The sequence below is a fragment of the Pseudomonas sp. 1176_21 genome (assembly GCF_052850635.1).
In genome coordinates, this window is sequence record NZ_VXCV01000013.1 from 95556 (window position 1) to 111416 (window position 15861).

Consider the following 15861-nt stretch of genomic DNA (forward strand, 5'->3'; position numbering starts at 1 on the left):
CCCCCATCGCGGGTCAAGCCCGCTCCCACAAGGGCCAGCGAACACCCTGTGGGAGCGGGCTTGACCCGCGATGGGCCAAACGCTGCGCTCGACTGTTGCCCGGAATGCAACAGTGCATTGCCCAATCCCCTCTGTTTCAACCCCCCACCGAGGACTATCGTACCCACACCAAATAGATAGCTTGCTATGCAAGAAGGTAGCTTCAAATGTCCAACAGTATGGGTATTGCCAGTATTTTCGTCCTGTCGTCCGTATTGCTCTCGCCCCTGGCCATGGCCGAGGAGTCCCCTGCTTTCGTGGCGCAGTACGCCGCCCGCGCCGCTGCCGCGCAGCAAGGCCGCGAAGCCCTCGCCCAGCAGCAGGACCACGCCAAAAACCTGGAGCAGACCGCGTCCAAAGGTTCTGCGAGTGCCGACAAAGACAGCTGATACGCTGCCTCTGCCTCTCTCCTATTCCCTCGACTGCTGCGCTGGCGACGTGTTCGCCTGCGTGGCCGTCTTTCAAAGCCGCTGCTATCAGCGGCTTTTTTTTGGCCTGGACAAAAGGTTCTGCGGCCAGAGATGTGTCCTCACAAGAAAACACCGCTTCGCACAATAAAAAGCTGCATCCCTCACCTCAAGGAGTCCACACCGGTGATCCACGCGTTTCGCTTGACCCCGCTGTTCGTTGCGCTGGCTGCAACGATGCCCCTGCACGCCCAGGCCGACGAGGCCGAAGGCTTCGTCGAAGGTGCGCACTTCGACGTGCTCAGCCGCAACTACTACCTCAACCGCAACCAGCTGCAGCGCGGCAACCACGACAACCGTGAATGGGGCCAGGGCTTCATCGGCAAGTTCGAGTCCGGGTTCACCCAGGGCACCGTGGGCTTTGGTCTGGATGCCCATGCCATGCTCGGCCTCAAGCTGGACGGCGGTGGCGGCACGGCGGGTTCGAGCATCCTGCCCTACCACTACAAGGACGATGGCGAACTGGGCAAGGCCCCGGATTCGTTCTCCAATGCCGGCGCTGCCATCAAGCTCAAGGCCTTCGACACCGTACTGCGTGCCGGCGACCTGTTCCTGACCAACCCGGTGATCGCCGGTGGCGAGACGCGCATGCTGCCGCAGACCTTCCGCGGCGTCAGCCTGACCAACAACAGCATCGACGGGCTGCAACTGGAAGGCGGCCAGGCCAGCTTCACCAAGCTCTACAACCAGAGCGGCCACAAGCGCATCGGCGCTACCTACGGCAACCTGCCAGATGACCGCGAAAGCCGTCACCTGAACTGGGCCGGCGCAGCCTGGGCACCGGTCGAAGGTTTTACCAGCAGCCTGTACGCCGCCGAACTCAAGGACGTGTGGAACCAGTACTACCTGGACCTGGACTACACCTGGCAGCTCGCCGACGGCGTCAGCCTCAACCCCGGCCTGCACTACTACCACACCCAGGACACCGGCGATGCGCTGCTGGGCAGCATCGACAACAACACCTACAGCCTGCATCTGGCGCTCGGCGTGGGTAACCACACCGTCACTGCGGTGTACCAGCGGGTCAACGGCAACACGCCGTTCGACTACATCACCCTGGGCGACAGCGTGTACCTGGACAACTCGCAGATGTACTCGGACTTCAACGGGCCTGGCGAGCGTTCGTGGAAACTCAAGTACGCCTATGACTTCGCCGGCGTCGGCATGCCCGGCCTGACCACCGCCGTGTCGTACTCGCGCGGCAAGCTGGACCTGAGCAAGGTCGACCCGGCCAGCGCCGGCTACAGCAACTGGTACAGCGCCGACGGCGACAATGCGCGCCACTGGGAACGCGACATCGACCTGGCCTACGTCTTCCAGCAAGGCTCCCTCAAGGACCTCAGCGTGCTGCTGCGCTGGGCCTCGCACCGTGGCAGCCAGGGCTACGCCCAGGTCGACAACGATGTGGACGAATACCGCGTGATCGTCGAATACCCGCTCAACGTCTTCTGATCCCACCGCCATGCGCCAAAGAGCTTGCAGGATGCAGGCTCTTTTCCTGCAAATAGCCCCAAGATGCCGTACATCAATCGGCACCAGCAACAGCTTGTCCGACAATCTGCACCCGCCTAGAATACCGCCGCCTCGCACCTGCCCTTTCAACGACAGCGGTACGAATCACCTCCATCATGCCTTCGCGCCTTCCGCCCCAGCGCCCGACCCTGTACAGGACTCATCCGGAGTTGATCCTTAACCTGGGCAGTTGCCTGGCGGTTCTGGCCATCATCACCATCGTGACCTTCCTGCTGGTACGCGAAAAAGCCAACGTGGGCCAGGCGGCCGCACGCTCGGCCAGCAATATCGTGCAGTTGATCGACACCGACATCGTGCGCAACGTCGAGCTCTACGACCTGTCGCTGCACGGACTGATCTGGGCCATCCAGCGCCCTGAGCTTGCCAGCGTGGCCGCGCCGCTGCGCCAGCAACTGCTGTTCAACCAGGCCTTCACCGTGCCGTTACGCGGCGACATCCTGTGGCTGGATCGCAACGGCAACGTGGCGGCCGACTCCACCAGCGTGGTGCCACGCAGCGCCAACTTTGCCGACAGCAAGGTGTTCCAGGCCCATCGCGACAACCCCGGCCTGGGCCTGGTCATCAGCCCGCCATTCAAGGCGCGCCTGGGCGAGCTGGACTGGTGCATCAGTTTCAGCCGGCGCATCAACGATGCCGATGGGGCCTTCGCCGGTATCGCGTCAGGCGCCCTGCGCCTGGCCTACTTCAGCGAGCTGTTCCAGCGCCTGGACATCGGCCGCGACAGCAGCGTCAACCTGTTCAACAGCGACGGCGTGATGCTCGCCCGCCACCCTTCGCTGCCCAGCGACCCGCTGATCGGCGCCGACCTGTCCGAGCAGCCCAACTTCAAGCGCGCAATGGCCCAGGGCAACGGCAGCTTCACCGCGCGTTCGAGCCTGGACGGCAAGCATCGCCTGTACACCTTTTCACGGGTGGACGACCTGCCGCTGCTGGTGGTGGTGGCCTTGTCCACCGACGAGGTCTATGGCTCGTGGCGGCGTACCGCACTGGTGGTCAGTATCGCTACCGGCCTGTTGTGCATCGGCATCCTCTGGCTGTCGTTGCTGCTGGGGCGCGAATTGCGCAGGCGCCACAGCGCCGAGCAGGGCCTGGCCGAACTGGCAGCCACCGACAGCCTCACGGGGCTGGCCAACCGTCGTCAGCTCGACCAGGTACTGCGCCGCGAATGGGCACGTGCCCAGCGCAGCCAGCGCCCGCTGGCGGTACTGATGGTGGATGTGGACCACTTCAAGGCGTTCAATGAACGCCACGGTCACCAGGGCGGGGACGAAGCGCTACGCCAGGTGGCGACGACGATCGCGCACAGCATCCGCCGCCCGGGGGACCTGGCCGCGCGATATGGCGGGGAGGAGTTTCTGGTGATCGTGCCCGAGACCGACCTCAACGGCGTGCTGACCCTGGCCGAACGTATCCGCAGCAGCGTCGAGGCACTGCCGCCGTTCGGCGACGACCAGCACCCGGTGACCGTCAGCATTGGCGTGGGCCTGCAGACGCCAGAAGCCCAGCAGGATCTTTCGACCTTGCTGGGCTGTGCGGACGATGCGCTGTATTGCGCCAAGCGCAACGGGCGCAACCGGGTAGAGGTGTACGCCGGTTAGGAACGTGCGCGGGCCGCGTCGCGCAGCACCTTGACCTGGTCATGGTTGCGCTGCACGCCATGGTACTGGCGCTCGACCAGAGCATATGCCGGGTCACTTGCCGGTACATTCAGCTTGGCCAGTTTTTCCAGGGCATCCTTGTAGGCTTTGAGGGCGTGGTCTTCACCGCGCTCCACTTCTTCCAGCACCGCCTTGTCGTCGTTGCTGGTCAGCGAGGACTTGAGGTTGACCCAGGCGCGGTGCATGTCACCGCTGAGGCTGGTGGTGGTTTCCGGGTCGCCGCCCAGGGAACGCACGTGCTGCTGCAGATCTGCGGCGGCGCTACGGCATTCGCCTTCACGCTGCAGGAAGAACGCCTTCAGGTCCGGGTTCTTGGCATCCTCGGCAGAAGTCTTGAAGCCCTTCTCGCCATCCTTGCTGTACTCGATGAGGTTGTTCAGAACCGAAATAACGTCTTTGTTCACGTTGGTCATGACAGTGCTCCTTTGCATGAGGGTGGTTGCGTAGTACAGGAGCAGTGTTCATGCCAGCTTTTCTATAAAAATTAAATCTTTTAAAATCAACAACTTATAAAAATTTTGAACCTTCCCCAAGCAGCGTTTTGCATGAACGGACCTTTGGTCTCGTGCAGATTGCATGTATTGTCGGGGCCTTTCCTGCACTGCTGCGCCGAGCCCATGACTCCCGAGACACTCGAACTGCTGGTCACCCGCGAAATGCCCTATGGCAAGTACCAGGGCCGGCTGATCGCCGACCTGCCCGGCCACTACCTCAACTGGTTCGCCCGCCAGGGCTTTCCCAAGGGCGAACTGGGCGGGCTGCTGGCGTTGATGCACGAGGTCGACCACAACGGCCTGGCCGACCTGCTCGAACCGCTGCGCAAGAAGCACCCGCGCCCACGCCCCTGATCAGGCCTTGGCCGGCTCCAGTGCCAGCTCGGCCACGTCCCTGCGCTTGAGCACCGCGTACACCACAGCGGTCAGCAGGCTGCCGGCGGCGATGGCCAGCAGGTACAGCAGGGCGTGGTTGATCGCGTTCGGAATCAGCATCACGAACAGCCCGCCGTGGGGCGACATCAGCTTGCAACCGAAATACATCGACAGCGCGCCGGTCAGTGCACCGCCGACCACGCTGGCGGGGATCACCCGCAGCGGGTCCTTGGCCGCGAACGGGATCGCCCCCTCCGAAATGAAGCACATGCCCAGCACCAGCGCCGCCTTGCCGGCCTCGCGCTCGCTCTGGGCAAACTTGCGTCGCGCCAGGAAGGTGGCGATGCCCAGGCCGATCGGCGGCACCATGCCGGCGGCCATGGTCGCGGCCATCGGCGCCATGCTCTGGTTGGCCAGCAGGCCCACCGAGAAGGCATAGGCGGCCTTGTTCACCGGCCCGCCCAGGTCCACGCACATCATGGCGCCGAGCAGTATGCCCAGCAGCACCGCGTTGGCAGTGCCCATGCTGTCGAGAAAATGCGTCAGGCCATCGAGCATGCCGGCCACCGGCTTGCCCACCACGTAGATCATCACCAGGCCGGTGAACAGGCTGGCCAGCAGCGGGATGATCAGGATCGGCTTGAGACTCTCCAGGCTGCTGGGCAGGCGGACCCAGTGGCTGATCGCCTTGGCCGCGTAGCCGGCCACGAAGCCTGCGACGATGCCGCCGATGAAGCCGGCGCCCAGCGAACTGGCGAGCAGCCCGCCGATCATGCCCGGCGCCAGGCCCGGGCGGTCGGCAATCGAATAGGCGATGTAGCCGGCCAGCAGCGGCACCATCAGCTTGAATGCGGCGTCTTCGCCGATCTGGCGCAGGGCGGCGGCCAGGGTGCCCGGCTCCTTGTAGGCATCGAGCCCGAACATGTATGCCAGGGCGATCAGCAACCCGCCTGCCACCACCATCGGCAACATGAACGACACCCCGGTCAGCAGGTGCTTGTACACCCCAGCCCTTTCACTGCGTGCAGGTGCGGTGCCGGCGCTGCCGGCGGCACGCTCTTCGCGACCTTCGGCCAGCGCCTTGTTCAAGGTGGCCTGGGCCTGCTTGAGGGCCACGCCGGTGCCACAGCGGTAGATGCGCTTGCCGGCGAAGCGCTCGGTGGGCACTTCGATATCGGCGGCCAGCAGTACCACGTCGGCTTCGGCGATGGCCGCGGCGCTCAGCGGGGTGCGTGCCCCCACCGAGCCCTGGGTTTCGACGGCCAGTTGATAACCCAGTTGCCGCGCCGCCTGCTGCAAGGCTTCGGCGGCCATGAAGGTGTGCGCCACCCCGGTGGGGCAGGCAGTGACCGCAACGATCTTCTTCACCGCCCCCGCTGCGGCCGGCGCAGGCGCCATGGCTTCGGGGTGGTGCACCTGGGCCTGTTCGGCGGCCAGGCGCAGAAAGCTCTCCACATCCTGCAGGGCCTGGGCCGGGGTGCTCTGGAACAGGCGCTTGCCGGCAAAGCGCTGCAGGTCGAACGGGCCGGTGCTGATCACCAGCACCCAGTCGGCGGCGGCGATCACTGCCGGCGAAAGCTGGCGCTCGGGATGGTCGGGGTCGTGCACCTCGACACTGGTGCTCCAGCCCTGGCGCTGCGCGGCCGCATCCAGCAGGCGCGCGCTGAGCAGGCTGGACACCTGGCCGTTGGGGCAGGCGGTGACGATGGCGATCTTCATTGTTCACCCTCTTGTCGAGCGTGGGGAATCTGCACCCGGACGGCATCTTCGAGCTGCGCCAGTTGCACGCGGTCGCCGATGCCGAAGCCGATCTGGGTCACGGCCTGGGCGGCAATCGCGGTGGCGCGGCGCAAGGTCTGCGCGGCAGGCTCGGCATTGAGCAGGCCGTGCAGCATGCCGGCCAGCAACGAATCGCCCGCGCCCACCGTGCTGGCCACCACCACCTGGGGCGGCAGCGCCTGCAGGGCGCCGTCGCGCCGGAACCAGATCACCCCCTGCTCGCCCTGGGACACCACCACATGCTCGACGCCCTGGTCGATCAACTGGCGGGCAGCGGCCTGCTGCTCGGCAATGCTGTGCAGCGGGCGGCCCAGCGCTTCGGCCAGTTCGTCGGTATTGGGCTTGACCAGCCACGGCGCGCTCTTGAGCCCGGCGACCAAGGCCGCACCACTGCTGTCCAGGATCACCTTCAGGCCCAGCGACTTGAACCACGCCAGCAGCATCTGCAGCCACTGCGGGCTCACACCCGGCGGCAGGCTGCCGGCCACCACCACCGCGTCATACCCGCTGGCCAGGTGCTGCAGGCGAGCCAGCAGCTCGCCCTGGGCGTGTTCGTCGACCTGCGGGCCCACGCCGTTGATATCGGTGACCCGGCCATCGCCCTCCACCAGCTTGAGGTTGCTGCGGGTTTCGCCGGGCACCCGCACGAAGCAATCGGCAAAGCCGCGACGGGCCATCAGGGCCTCGAAGGGCTGCAGGTTGTCCTGGCCCAGGAAGCCGCCCACCGTCACCGAATGCCCCAGGTCGGCCAGCACCTGCGCCACGTTCAGGCCCTTGCCCGCCGCGTGGCTGTGCTGCGCGTGGCTGCGGTTGACCGCGCCGGGCTGCAGGGTGGCGAGGCTGACGGTAAGGTCCAGCGCCGGGTTGAGGGTCAGTGTGAGTATCCGTGCCATCAATGCATCTCCACCCGTGCGCGCACATCGGCGGCACTGCCCTGCACCAGCGCATCACGCGCCAGTTGCCGGGCCTGTTCAAAATTCAGTTCGCGCACCACCGCCTTGACCTCGGCAATGCTGCGCGCCGCCACGCTCAGTTCATCCACGCCCAGCCCCACCAGCACCGCCACCGCCTGGGGGTCGGCGGCCAGTTCCCCGCAGATGCCCACCCACTTGCCGTGGGCATGCGCGGCGCGCACGGTGATGTCGATCAGCTGCAGCACCGCCGGGTGCAGGCCATCGGCCTGGGCCGACAGGCTCGGGTGGCCGCGGTCGATGGCCAGGGTGTACTGGGTCAGGTCGTTGGTGCCGACGCTGAAGAAGTCCACCTCCGGCGCCAGCACCGGTGCCAGCAGCGCGGCCGAAGGTACCTCGATCATGATGCCCACCTGCAGGTCGCCGACCGGTATCTCCTGGCGCAGGCGCTCGACCATTGCTCGGGCCTGGCGCCACTCCTCCACCTGCCCGACCATCGGGAACATGATGCGCAGCGGTCGCTCGCCCGCCGCGCGCAACAGGGCGCGCAACTGGCTTTCCATGACCTGCGGCCGTTGCAGGGTCAGGCGAATGCCGCGTACCCCCAGAAACGGGTTTTCCTCCTTGGCGATGGGCCAGTAGGGCAACGGCTTGTCGCCGCCCACATCCAGGGTGCGCACCACCAGCGGCCGGCCCTGCAGGCCGTCGAGCACACGGCGGTACTCGGCTTCCTGGGTGGCCTCGTCGGGCACCTGTGGATGGGCCATGAAGATCAGCTCGGTGCGCAGCAGGCCGATGCCTTCCGCGCCCAGGTCGATCACCTGTTCGATACCCGCGCTTTCACCGATGTTGGCGAACACTTCCACGGCATGCCCGTCGCGGGTCACGGCAGGTTCCAGGCGACGCGCCCGGGCCGCCTGCAGGCGCTGTTCGCGCTGCTCGCGCTCGGCCAGGGCGCGCTGCAGCTCGTCCGCCGCCGGGGCCACGGTCAGGCGCCCACGCTGGCCGTCCAGCAACAGCTCGGTGCCGGCGGCGATCAGCAGCACCGCCGCGCCGGCCCCCGCCACCGCCGGGATGCCCAATGCCCGCGCCACGATCGCGCTGTGCGCGGTGGCGCCACCCCGTGCGGTGAGAATCCCGGCCACCCGCGCCGGATCGAGGCGCGCCACATCGGACGGGCCGACTTCGTCCATCACCAGCACATAGGGCTGTTGCGGCTCCGCCACCTCGGCGGCCCCGCACAGGGTGGCCAGCACACGGCGGCCCACGTCGCGCAGGTCGGCGGCGCGTTCGGCCAGCAGGGCGTCGTGCAAGGCCTCCTGCTGCCGCGCTGCGGCCTCGATCACGGTCATCCAGGCCGCTGGGGCGCTTTCGCCCTGGAGCAGGCGCAGCTCGACTTCATCGCCCAGCCCCGGATCGCTGAGCATTTCCTGGTGAGTGACGAAGATCTCGCGGATGGCCTTGGCCGGGCTGCGCCGGATCAGCGCTTCGAGCTCACTGGCCACGGCGGCCAGGGCACGTTGCAGGCGGTCGCGCTCGATCACCGGCGACTCGCCCCGCAGCGGGTAGTCGAAATGGCGCAGCACCTGCACATGCGCCGGGCCGCAGGCGATGCCCGGCGATGCGGCCACGCCCTGGACCTGCGTGCCCGGCAGTGGCGCGCTCAGCACCGGCTCGAGCACCTGGGGCGCCGCTACCTCGCTCACCGGCGCCAGCGCCTCGACCGCTTCGCCCAGCCCGGCCTGCACCGCCGCCAGCAACGCCGGCAGCGCGCTGTCGGCCACGCTCGGCTCGGCGATGAACTCCAGTACCTGGCCACGGCGTGCGCCCAGGCTCAACAACTTGCTCAGGCTCTTGACCGACACGGCGGCCTCGCCGCTGTCGACCACGCGCACGCGCACCTCGCCCTCGAACGCCTTGGCCAGTTGCGCCAGCTCCTTGGCCGGGCGCGCATGCAGGCCGTGGGCATTGGCCAGGCCGACGCGAACGCTGGGCCAGTCGGCCGGCAGCTCGCCGCCCAGCACCTCCAGCACCGCACGGCTGCTGGTAGCGCGAAACAGCTCCTGCGCCCGACCTTCGATCAGCAGGGTACACAGACGTTCGAGCAGGGCCTGGTGCGCCGCGCCCAGGCTGGCCAGGCAGAACAGGCCGTTGAGCGGCTGGCCCAGGTAGCGCAGCGGCTGCTGCGGGGTGACGAACGCCAGGCCCGGCTTGCGCACGGTCTGCTCGCTGTGCAGCCACCACAGGCCATCGCCCAGGGGCAGCGCCTCGACCTGCTGCAGCACGGCGGCAAAGCCATTGCCGGCGCAATCGGCGCGGCGCAGCAGGCGGGCGCCACGCCATACCAGCTCTTCGAAATCCTCGGCGGGCACACCCAGGCCGATCATCTGTGCATCCAGTGCCAGCTCCTGCGGCGCCCCCTGCAGCAGTTTGAGCAACGCCTCGGCGCTGCCGGCCCGGCGCAGCGCCTGGGCCAGGTCGGTCTCGCCCAGCGCGCGGGTGAGCAATTGCAGCAGGCGCAGGTGCTCGTCGGAGCGCGCGGCGATGCCGATGGCCAGGTACACGATCTGCCCGTCGCCCCAGTCCACGCCCTCGGGGAACTGCAACAGGCGCACGCCGGTGGCATGCACCAGCTCGCGGGTCTGCGGGGTACCGTGGGGGATGGCGATGCCCTGGCCGAGAAAGGTCGAGCCCTGGGCTTCACGCGCCTGCAGCCCGGCCAGGTAGCCCTCGGCCACCAGCCCGTCGGCCACCAGGCGCTCGGCCAGCAGCTGCAGCGCGGCGGTCTTGTCCACGGCCGACTGGCCCATGGAAATCTGCTCTATGGTGAGCTCGAGCATGAACCTCTCCTTTGCAGCGCCGGGCCGGCGCCGAGGTATTGTTGTGAATTTAGCAGCACCCGACACTTCGCAGGGCCGGGCGCAGGCGAAGGCCACGGCAGAAAAATCGCCTGCTGAATCGTTTAACCTAGAATAGCGTGCACGTTACTCGATAACCTGCGAACAATGAAAGCCCCATTTTGTCGGACAATTGCGACAATGGTCGTCTGCGCCGATGCTTCGCAATCGGCGACAATACCCGGTCAGGCTCTGCAGCCAACCCCGGTAATAACAAGGAAAATTCGGTGAAACTCAGCGATATCGCCCGTCTGGCCGGTGTGTCCGTTACCACTGCCAGTTATGTCATCAATGGCAAGGCCGAACAGCAACGCATCAGCAGCAGCACGGTAGAGCGTGTGCGTGCGGTGGTGGAGGCCCATGGCTTCACGCCCAACCCGCAGGCGGCCGGGCTGCGCAGCCGTCACACGCGCACCCTTGGCTTCATCCTGCCAGACCTGGAAAACCCCAGCTATGCGCGCATCGCCAAGCAACTGGAGCAAGGCGCAAGGGCCCAGGGCTACCAGCTGCTGATCGCCAGCAGCGACGACCAGCCCGACAGCGAACGCCAGTTGCAGCAGCTGTTTCGCGCACGGCGCTGCGACGCCCTGTTCGTCGCCAGCTGCCTGCCCGAAGACGACGACAGCTACCGCACGCTGCAGGCCAACGGCCTGCCGATCATCGGCATCGACCGCAGCCTGGACCCGGCGCAGTTCTGCTCGGTGGTCAGCGACGACGAGCATGCCAGCCTGCACCTGACCCGCAGCCTGCTCGACAGCGCCCCGGCGCATATCGCACTGATTGGCGCACGCCCGGAGCTGAGCGTCAGCCGCGCTCGCGCACGTGGTTTCGACCAGGCCCTGCAAGGCTTCGACGGACGGGCCAGCCAGCACCAGGGCGAAGCCTTCAGCCGCGAGTGCGGGCGCCGCCTGATGAGCGAGCTGCTGGCCGACCTGGGGCGCCTGCCCGACGCACTGGTGACCACCTCCTATGTACTGCTGCAAGGCGTGTTCGATGTGCTGCAGACCCGCCCGCCAGCATCGCGCAGCCTGCACCTGGGCACCTTCGGTGACAACCAGTTGCTGGACTTCCTGCCCCTGCCGGTCAACGCCATGGCCCAGCAGCACGGCCTGATGGCCGAAACCGCCCTGCGCCTGGCGCTGGAGGCGGTGGAGAAGCAGCACTACACGCCGGGTGTGCACGCGGTGGCGCGCACCTTCAAGCAACGCCTCTTCAAGGCCTGACCATGCGCCTGGTAGACACCCACACCCACCTGGACTTTCCCGACTTCGATGCCGACCGCAGCGAAGTGCTGGGGCAGGCGCGCCGCGCCGGGGTCGAGCGCATGGTGGTGCTGGGGGTGTACCAGGACAACTGGCAGCGGGTATGGGAGCTGGTCAAGAGCGATCCGCAGCTGTATGCGGCGTTCGGCCTGCACCCGGTGTACCTGGAACAGCATCGCCCGGAACACCTGCTGGCGCTGGGCGACTGGCTGAGCCGCCTGCGTGGCGACCGGCAGCTGTGCGCGGTGGGCGAGTTCGGCCTGGACTACTACGTGGCCGAGCTGGACCGCGAGCGCCAGCAGGCGCTGTTCGAGGCCCAGTTGCAGCTGGCGGTGGACTTCGACCTGCCGGCGCTGCTGCATGTACGGCGCAGCCATGCCGACGTGATCGCCCGGCTCAAGCGCTTCAAGCTGGCGCGTGGCGGCATCGTGCATGCGTTTGCCGGCAGCTACGAGGAGGCCCGCGAGTACCGCCGCCTCGGGTTCAGGCTGGGGCTGGGCGGGGCGGCCACCTGGCCCCAGGCGCTGCGCCTGCGCAAGGTGCTGCCGCGCCTGGGGCTGGACGGCGTGGTGCTGGAGACCGACTCGCCGGACATGGCCCCGGCGATGTACGCCGGGGTGCGCAACAGCCCTGTGCACCTGCCGCAGATTGCCGTGGCACTGGCTGAGGTGATGGGGGTTGCGCCCCAGGTGCTGGCCGAGGCCAGCACGCGCAATGCCTGCGAGCTGTTTGGCTGGTAATACCGCCCCTGCGCCTTGCCGGCGAAGGGCCCAGCCCTCGCTCAGACCCTGAACGCCCCGATCAACTGCTTCAACTCCATCACCTGCGCCGACAGCTGCCGGCTCGCATCTTCGGTCTGGTGCGCGCCCTCGGTGGTGTGCTCAGCCGCGCGGTTGATCTGCACGATGTTCAGGTCGATGTCATGCGCCACCGCCGTCTGCTGCTCCACTGCCGCCGCAATCTGCTGGTTCTGCTCCACGATGCTGCCCATCGCCCCCAGAATGTTGACCAGCGCCTGCTGCACCTGCTGCGACTGCCCCACGGTGCCCGCCGCCATCTGGTGACTGCTGTCCATCGCCCGCACCGCCGCCTCCACCCCACCCTGCAGGCGTGAAATCATCTGGTCGATTTCCTCGGTCGACTGCTGCGTGCGCTTGGCCAGCGTGCGTACCTCGTCGGCCACCACCGCGAAGCCACGCCCCTGCTCCCCGGCCCGCGCCGCCTCGATGGCGGCGTTGAGCGCCAGCAGGTTGGTCTGCCCGGCAATGCTCTTGATCACCTCCAGCACCTGGCTGATCTGCTGGCTGTCGCTGACCAGCTGGTTGATCACCCCCACCGACTGGTCGATTTCGGCCGCCAGCCCGGCAATGCTGCCCTGCTGCGACTCCACCAGCTCGCGCCCGCTGACCGTCTCGCGGTTGACCCCGTGGGCGCTGTTCACGGCTGCCGCAGCGCTGCGCGCCACTTCCTGGGCAGTGGCCGACATCTGGTTCATGGCCGTGGCCACCTGCTCGATCTGCCCGCGCTGGCCGCTTACCGCCTGGTTGCTGCGCGCCGATACCGCATGCACCTGCTCGGCCTGGTGTTCCACCTCGGCCACCGTCTGCCCGACCCGCTCGATCAGGTCATGGATGCGCCGCACCGTGGTGTTGAACACCTCGCCCAGCTCGCCCAGCTCGTCGCGACTGCGGGCCTGGAAGGTCACCGTCATGTCGCCACCGGCCACCTTGTCCATCACCTTGCCCAGGGTACGCAGGGTGCTGCGGGTGGAGGCATAGAAGCCGCCATACAGGTAGCCGATCAGCATGAACACCGCCGCCAGGGCCAGCACCAGCAGCACCATGTGCTGGCGGTAGTCGCCCAGGCGCGCCTGCAACTGCTGTTCGAGTACCTGCAGGGTGGCGCCATTGAGCAGGTAGGTCTGCTCGATCAGGCCGCTGACCTGCTGGTAGAACGCCGGCCACGGCGCATCGAGGGTATCGGCCATCACCACCTGGTCTTCGAGCAGCTCGCTGGCCTGCTTGAGCGACGCCTGGCTGCTGGCGGCCTGGCTGGCCAGCCGCGGCTCGTCGCCCAGGGCGTCCTGCAGGCGAATGGCGTAGTCGGCCGACAGCTTGTCGAGGCTTTTGAGCAGTTCTTCGAAACGGGTACTGGCCGATGAGTTGAGAAACCCCTGGCCCAGCGAGTAAGCCCCGATTGCCCGGCCTTCACCCAGGGTCTGGGTGACCTGGGCGGTGACCGTGGTCAGCAGCTCGCCCATCTGGCGCACGCCGGCATCGCTGTCCTGGCCAAGGCCCGACTGGCTGACCACCAGCTTGCCAAGCAGTTGCGCCTGCGCCAGCAGGGCGTCGTACAGGGCTGCACGGGTCTGCAGCGAGGAGTCGGCTCGCGCCGCCTCGAGCCCTGCCAGCAACTCGTCGCGCCGGGCGGTGAAGGCCTGCACCTGGGCCGGGTCCTCGGTCATCGGGGCCAGCGCGGCCACGCGCTTTGCCACCTGCTGTTCCAGCGCATCGATGCGCGCCTCCAGGTCGTCGGCCTTGCCGGACTGCCCCAGCACCGCGTTGATCTGCACCAGGTTGCCCAGGCTCTCCAGATCACCGCGCACGGCCAGGCTCTCGCTCAGCAGGCCGAGGCTGTGCAGCTCCACACGGGTGGCGTGGAACTTGGCATAGGCGTCGCGCACCAGATAGAAATTGGTGACCAGCATGGGCAGAAAGAACAGCACGCTGATCAGGCTGAACTTCATGCCGAAGCTCAGCCGGTTCATCAATGCGATTGCCGGATACAAGAGGCGCTTCAAGGGTCGTCTCCTTTCGATTTCTTATTGTTTTCTGCGCAATAGCACTAGGCCACTGGCGATCGTCAGCAGCCTCTGTATAGCGCATATCGAAGGGAAGTTTTGTAACTTAAGGTTAACCACCAGTAGCGGCGGCCTGTAGGAACGAGCCGCCGTTGCGGCAGCCCGTTTACACGTTGTGAGTCAGCCGAGCACGGTCCACAGGGCAAAGCCCGCGTACCAGAGCACTGCGGCACGCAGCAGTAGTTCCCACAGGCTGTCGAGCCCGGTCAGGCCTTGCGGGCCGGCCTCGACGTCGGCGGGAATCTCCGCCGCTGCCGTGCCCGCCTGCTCCACCAGGCGCGGCGCGCCGATGTGCCAGTTGAGCAGCTCGTGCAGCATCATGCGGCTGACCGCCACAAAGTTGCCCACCAGTGCAAAACTGGCGGCCAGTACCCGCACCGGCGCCCAGTCGAAGGCATGGCGCAACTGCCGGGCGCGTTCCTGTACCGCCGGGTTGCCGGCCCGCTCGCCCGTCAGCGCCAGCAGCCGGTAAGCCAGCGCTGCAGCCGGGCCCAGCAGCACATACCAGAAGATCACCGCAAAGAAGCTCTGGTAGGCCTGCCACAGCAGGTGCCCCTGCACCTTCTGGATCAGGCCCTGGCTGTCGTCGGCCGTCACCCCCAGGTCGCGCTCGGCCACGTGCACGGCCGCCTGTTCATCGCCGCGTCGCCAGGCATCGCGAAACGGCCCCAGCGCCGCCTTCACATCGCCCCGGCCCAGGCTGTAGATCAGCACCAGCAGGTGCACCGGCAGGGCTAGCAGGCCATAGGCGACCGGGTCGAGCACGTGCAGCAGCAGCGCCAGTACCGCCACCGGCAACAACACCAGAATGCCCAGCACCCACCATGGGTCGGCCTTGGGCCTGCGCTCCAGGCGGGCCAGTTCGGTGAGAAAAAAGCCGTCGCGTTGCAGGCGCTGGCGCAGCGCCGAGAACTTCTCGACCCACAGCACCAGCAGTAACACCAGAAAACTCATGATCTGTCCTCGTTGACGTGCAGGCTGGCGCGATAGCGTTCCCAGTCGAACGCCGGCCCCGGGTCGGTCTTGCGCCCCGGCGCAATGTCGCTGTGGCCGCGGATTCGCCCCGCGATGGGCCAGGCAGCCTGCAGTTGCAGGGTCAAGTGTTGCAGGGCAGTGTACTGGGCGTCTGTGAACGGCGTCTGATCGGTGCCTTCGAGTTCGATGCCCACGGAAAAGTCGTTGCAGCCCTCGCGGCCCTCGAAGCGCGATACCCCGGCATGCCAGGCCCGGTCCAGGCACGAGACGAACTGGGTGACCCTGCCGTCACGCTCGATCAGAAAGTGCGCCGATACACGCAGGTCCTTGATCTGCTCGAAAAACGCATGCTCGGCGATGGGCAGGCGGTTCTGGAAGAACGCCTGCACCTTGCCGGTGCCGAACTGCCCGGGCGGCAGGCTGATGTTGTGGATCACCAGCAGGCTGATGGCTTCGCCCTCGGGGCGCGCGTTGAAGTTGGGGGAAGGGCAATGGGTGACGCCAGCGACCCAGCCAGTAGCGTGGTCAAGTTGCATAGAAGATCCTGAAGCATGAGGGCTCTGGCGCAGTATGCCCCGAGGAATCGACGGTTGTATCGTTAAAAAGTGCGG

The 15861-nt window shown here is 66.9% G+C and carries 13 protein-coding genes; 6 read left to right on the forward strand and 7 right to left on the reverse strand.

All coding sequences use genetic code 11. From position 1 onward, the window contains the following. The first annotated feature begins 206 nt into the window (after positions 1 to 206). The 3 genes from FW760_RS23255 to FW760_RS23265 all read left to right on the forward strand — a co-directional run bounded on the left by FW760_RS23255 (position 207) and on the right by FW760_RS23265 (position 3637). Complete coding sequence (locus FW760_RS23255) at positions 207 to 428, forward strand: hypothetical protein (RefSeq protein WP_043864392.1); 222 nt, start codon at positions 207 to 209, stop codon at positions 426 to 428. A 255-nt stretch (positions 429 to 683) separates the two neighbouring features. Then, complete coding sequence (locus tag FW760_RS23260) at positions 684 to 1958, forward strand: OprD family porin (RefSeq protein ID WP_446444031.1); 1275 nt, start codon at positions 684 to 686, stop codon at positions 1956 to 1958. Between the two features lie 176 nt (positions 1959 to 2134). Then, positions 2135 to 3637, forward strand: a complete 1503-nt coding sequence (locus tag FW760_RS23265) for a diguanylate cyclase (protein ID WP_446444023.1) — start codon at positions 2135 to 2137, stop codon at positions 3635 to 3637. On the opposite strand, the gene FW760_RS23270 is transcribed toward FW760_RS23265, so the two are convergent. Further along, positions 3634 to 4110, reverse strand: coding sequence for a PA2169 family four-helix-bundle protein (locus FW760_RS23270; RefSeq protein WP_043864389.1), 477 nt, complete (start codon positions 4108 to 4110; stop codon positions 3634 to 3636). The genes FW760_RS23265 and FW760_RS23270 overlap by 4 nt on opposite strands. Before the next feature lie 204 nt (positions 4111 to 4314). On the opposite strand from FW760_RS23270, the gene FW760_RS23275 reads away from it, so the two are divergent. Continuing rightward, complete coding sequence (locus FW760_RS23275) at positions 4315 to 4545, forward strand: DUF3820 family protein (RefSeq protein ID WP_043864478.1); 231 nt, start codon at positions 4315 to 4317, stop codon at positions 4543 to 4545. Here FW760_RS23275 and FW760_RS23280 read toward each other — a convergent pair whose 3' ends face one another. The 3 genes from FW760_RS23280 to ptsP are packed head-to-tail and all read right to left on the reverse strand — an operon-like array spanning position 4546 to position 10096. Then, positions 4546 to 6285, reverse strand: coding sequence for a PTS fructose-like transporter subunit IIB (locus tag FW760_RS23280; protein ID WP_446444024.1), 1740 nt, complete (start codon positions 6283 to 6285; stop codon positions 4546 to 4548). Beyond that, positions 6282 to 7238, reverse strand: a complete 957-nt coding sequence (pfkB, locus tag FW760_RS23285; RefSeq protein WP_446444025.1) for a 1-phosphofructokinase — start codon at positions 7236 to 7238, stop codon at positions 6282 to 6284. The genes FW760_RS23280 and pfkB overlap by 4 nt, the downstream gene beginning before the upstream one ends. Beyond that, positions 7238 to 10096 (reverse strand): phosphoenolpyruvate--protein phosphotransferase, encoded by a 2859-nt coding sequence (gene ptsP, locus FW760_RS23290; RefSeq protein WP_446444026.1) that lies wholly within the window; start codon positions 10094 to 10096, stop codon positions 7238 to 7240. Before ptsP ends, pfkB begins: the two co-directional genes overlap by 1 nt. A 284-nt stretch (positions 10097 to 10380) precedes the next feature. On the opposite strand from ptsP, the gene cra reads away from it, so the two are divergent. Next, entirely contained in the window at positions 10381 to 11376 is a 996-nt protein-coding gene (gene cra / locus FW760_RS23295; protein WP_054916282.1) for a catabolite repressor/activator, read from the forward strand. A 2-nt stretch (positions 11377 to 11378) separates the two neighbouring features. Then, on the forward strand, positions 11379 to 12155 hold the full coding sequence (locus FW760_RS23300; RefSeq protein ID WP_054916281.1) for a TatD family hydrolase: 777 nt from the start codon (positions 11379 to 11381) through the stop codon (positions 12153 to 12155). A 41-nt stretch (positions 12156 to 12196) separates the two neighbouring features. Here FW760_RS23300 and FW760_RS23305 read toward each other — a convergent pair whose 3' ends face one another. The 3 genes from FW760_RS23305 to ampD form a co-directional block, all read right to left on the reverse strand. Next, a complete protein-coding gene (locus FW760_RS23305; protein ID WP_054916280.1) occupies positions 12197 to 14215 on the reverse strand; it encodes a methyl-accepting chemotaxis protein in 2019 nt (672 codons plus the stop codon). A gap of 180 nt (positions 14216 to 14395) precedes the next feature. Further along, positions 14396 to 15229: a regulatory signaling modulator protein AmpE gene (gene ampE, locus FW760_RS23310; RefSeq protein WP_078479902.1), complete on the reverse strand. Its 834-nt coding sequence runs from the start codon at positions 15227 to 15229 to the stop codon at positions 14396 to 14398. Next, positions 15226 to 15786 (reverse strand): 1,6-anhydro-N-acetylmuramyl-L-alanine amidase AmpD, encoded by a 561-nt coding sequence (gene ampD / locus FW760_RS23315; protein WP_043864381.1) that lies wholly within the window; start codon positions 15784 to 15786, stop codon positions 15226 to 15228. The genes ampE and ampD overlap by 4 nt, the downstream gene beginning before the upstream one ends. Between the last annotated feature and the right edge of the window lie 75 nt (positions 15787 to 15861).

Bases quoted from the DNA above. Each gene is read 5' to 3' on its own strand.
- ampD (WP_043864381.1), bottom strand. From the start codon at position 15,786: ATGCAACTTGACCACGCTACTGGCTGGGTCGCTGGCGTCACCCATTGC.
- FW760_RS23260 (WP_446444031.1), top strand. From the start codon at position 684: ATGCCCCTGCACGCCCAGGCCGACGAGGCCGAAGGCTTCGTCGAAGGT.
- FW760_RS23270 (WP_043864389.1), bottom strand. From the start codon at position 4,110: ATGACCAACGTGAACAAAGACGTTATTTCGGTTCTGAACAACCTCATC.
- FW760_RS23265 (WP_446444023.1), top strand. From the start codon at position 2,135: ATGCCTTCGCGCCTTCCGCCCCAGCGCCCGACCCTGTACAGGACTCAT.
- FW760_RS23275 (WP_043864478.1), top strand. From the start codon at position 4,315: ATGACTCCCGAGACACTCGAACTGCTGGTCACCCGCGAAATGCCCTAT.
- ampE (WP_078479902.1), bottom strand. From the start codon at position 15,229: ATGAGTTTTCTGGTGTTACTGCTGGTGCTGTGGGTCGAGAAGTTCTCG.
- pfkB (WP_446444025.1), bottom strand. From the start codon at position 7,238: ATGGCACGGATACTCACACTGACCCTCAACCCGGCGCTGGACCTTACC.
- FW760_RS23255 (WP_043864392.1), top strand. From the start codon at position 207: ATGTCCAACAGTATGGGTATTGCCAGTATTTTCGTCCTGTCGTCCGTA.
- FW760_RS23280 (WP_446444024.1), bottom strand. From the start codon at position 6,285: ATGAAGATCGCCATCGTCACCGCCTGCCCCAACGGCCAGGTGTCCAGC.
- FW760_RS23300 (WP_054916281.1), top strand. From the start codon at position 11,379: ATGCGCCTGGTAGACACCCACACCCACCTGGACTTTCCCGACTTCGAT.
- ptsP (WP_446444026.1), bottom strand. From the start codon at position 10,096: ATGCTCGAGCTCACCATAGAGCAGATTTCCATGGGCCAGTCGGCCGTG.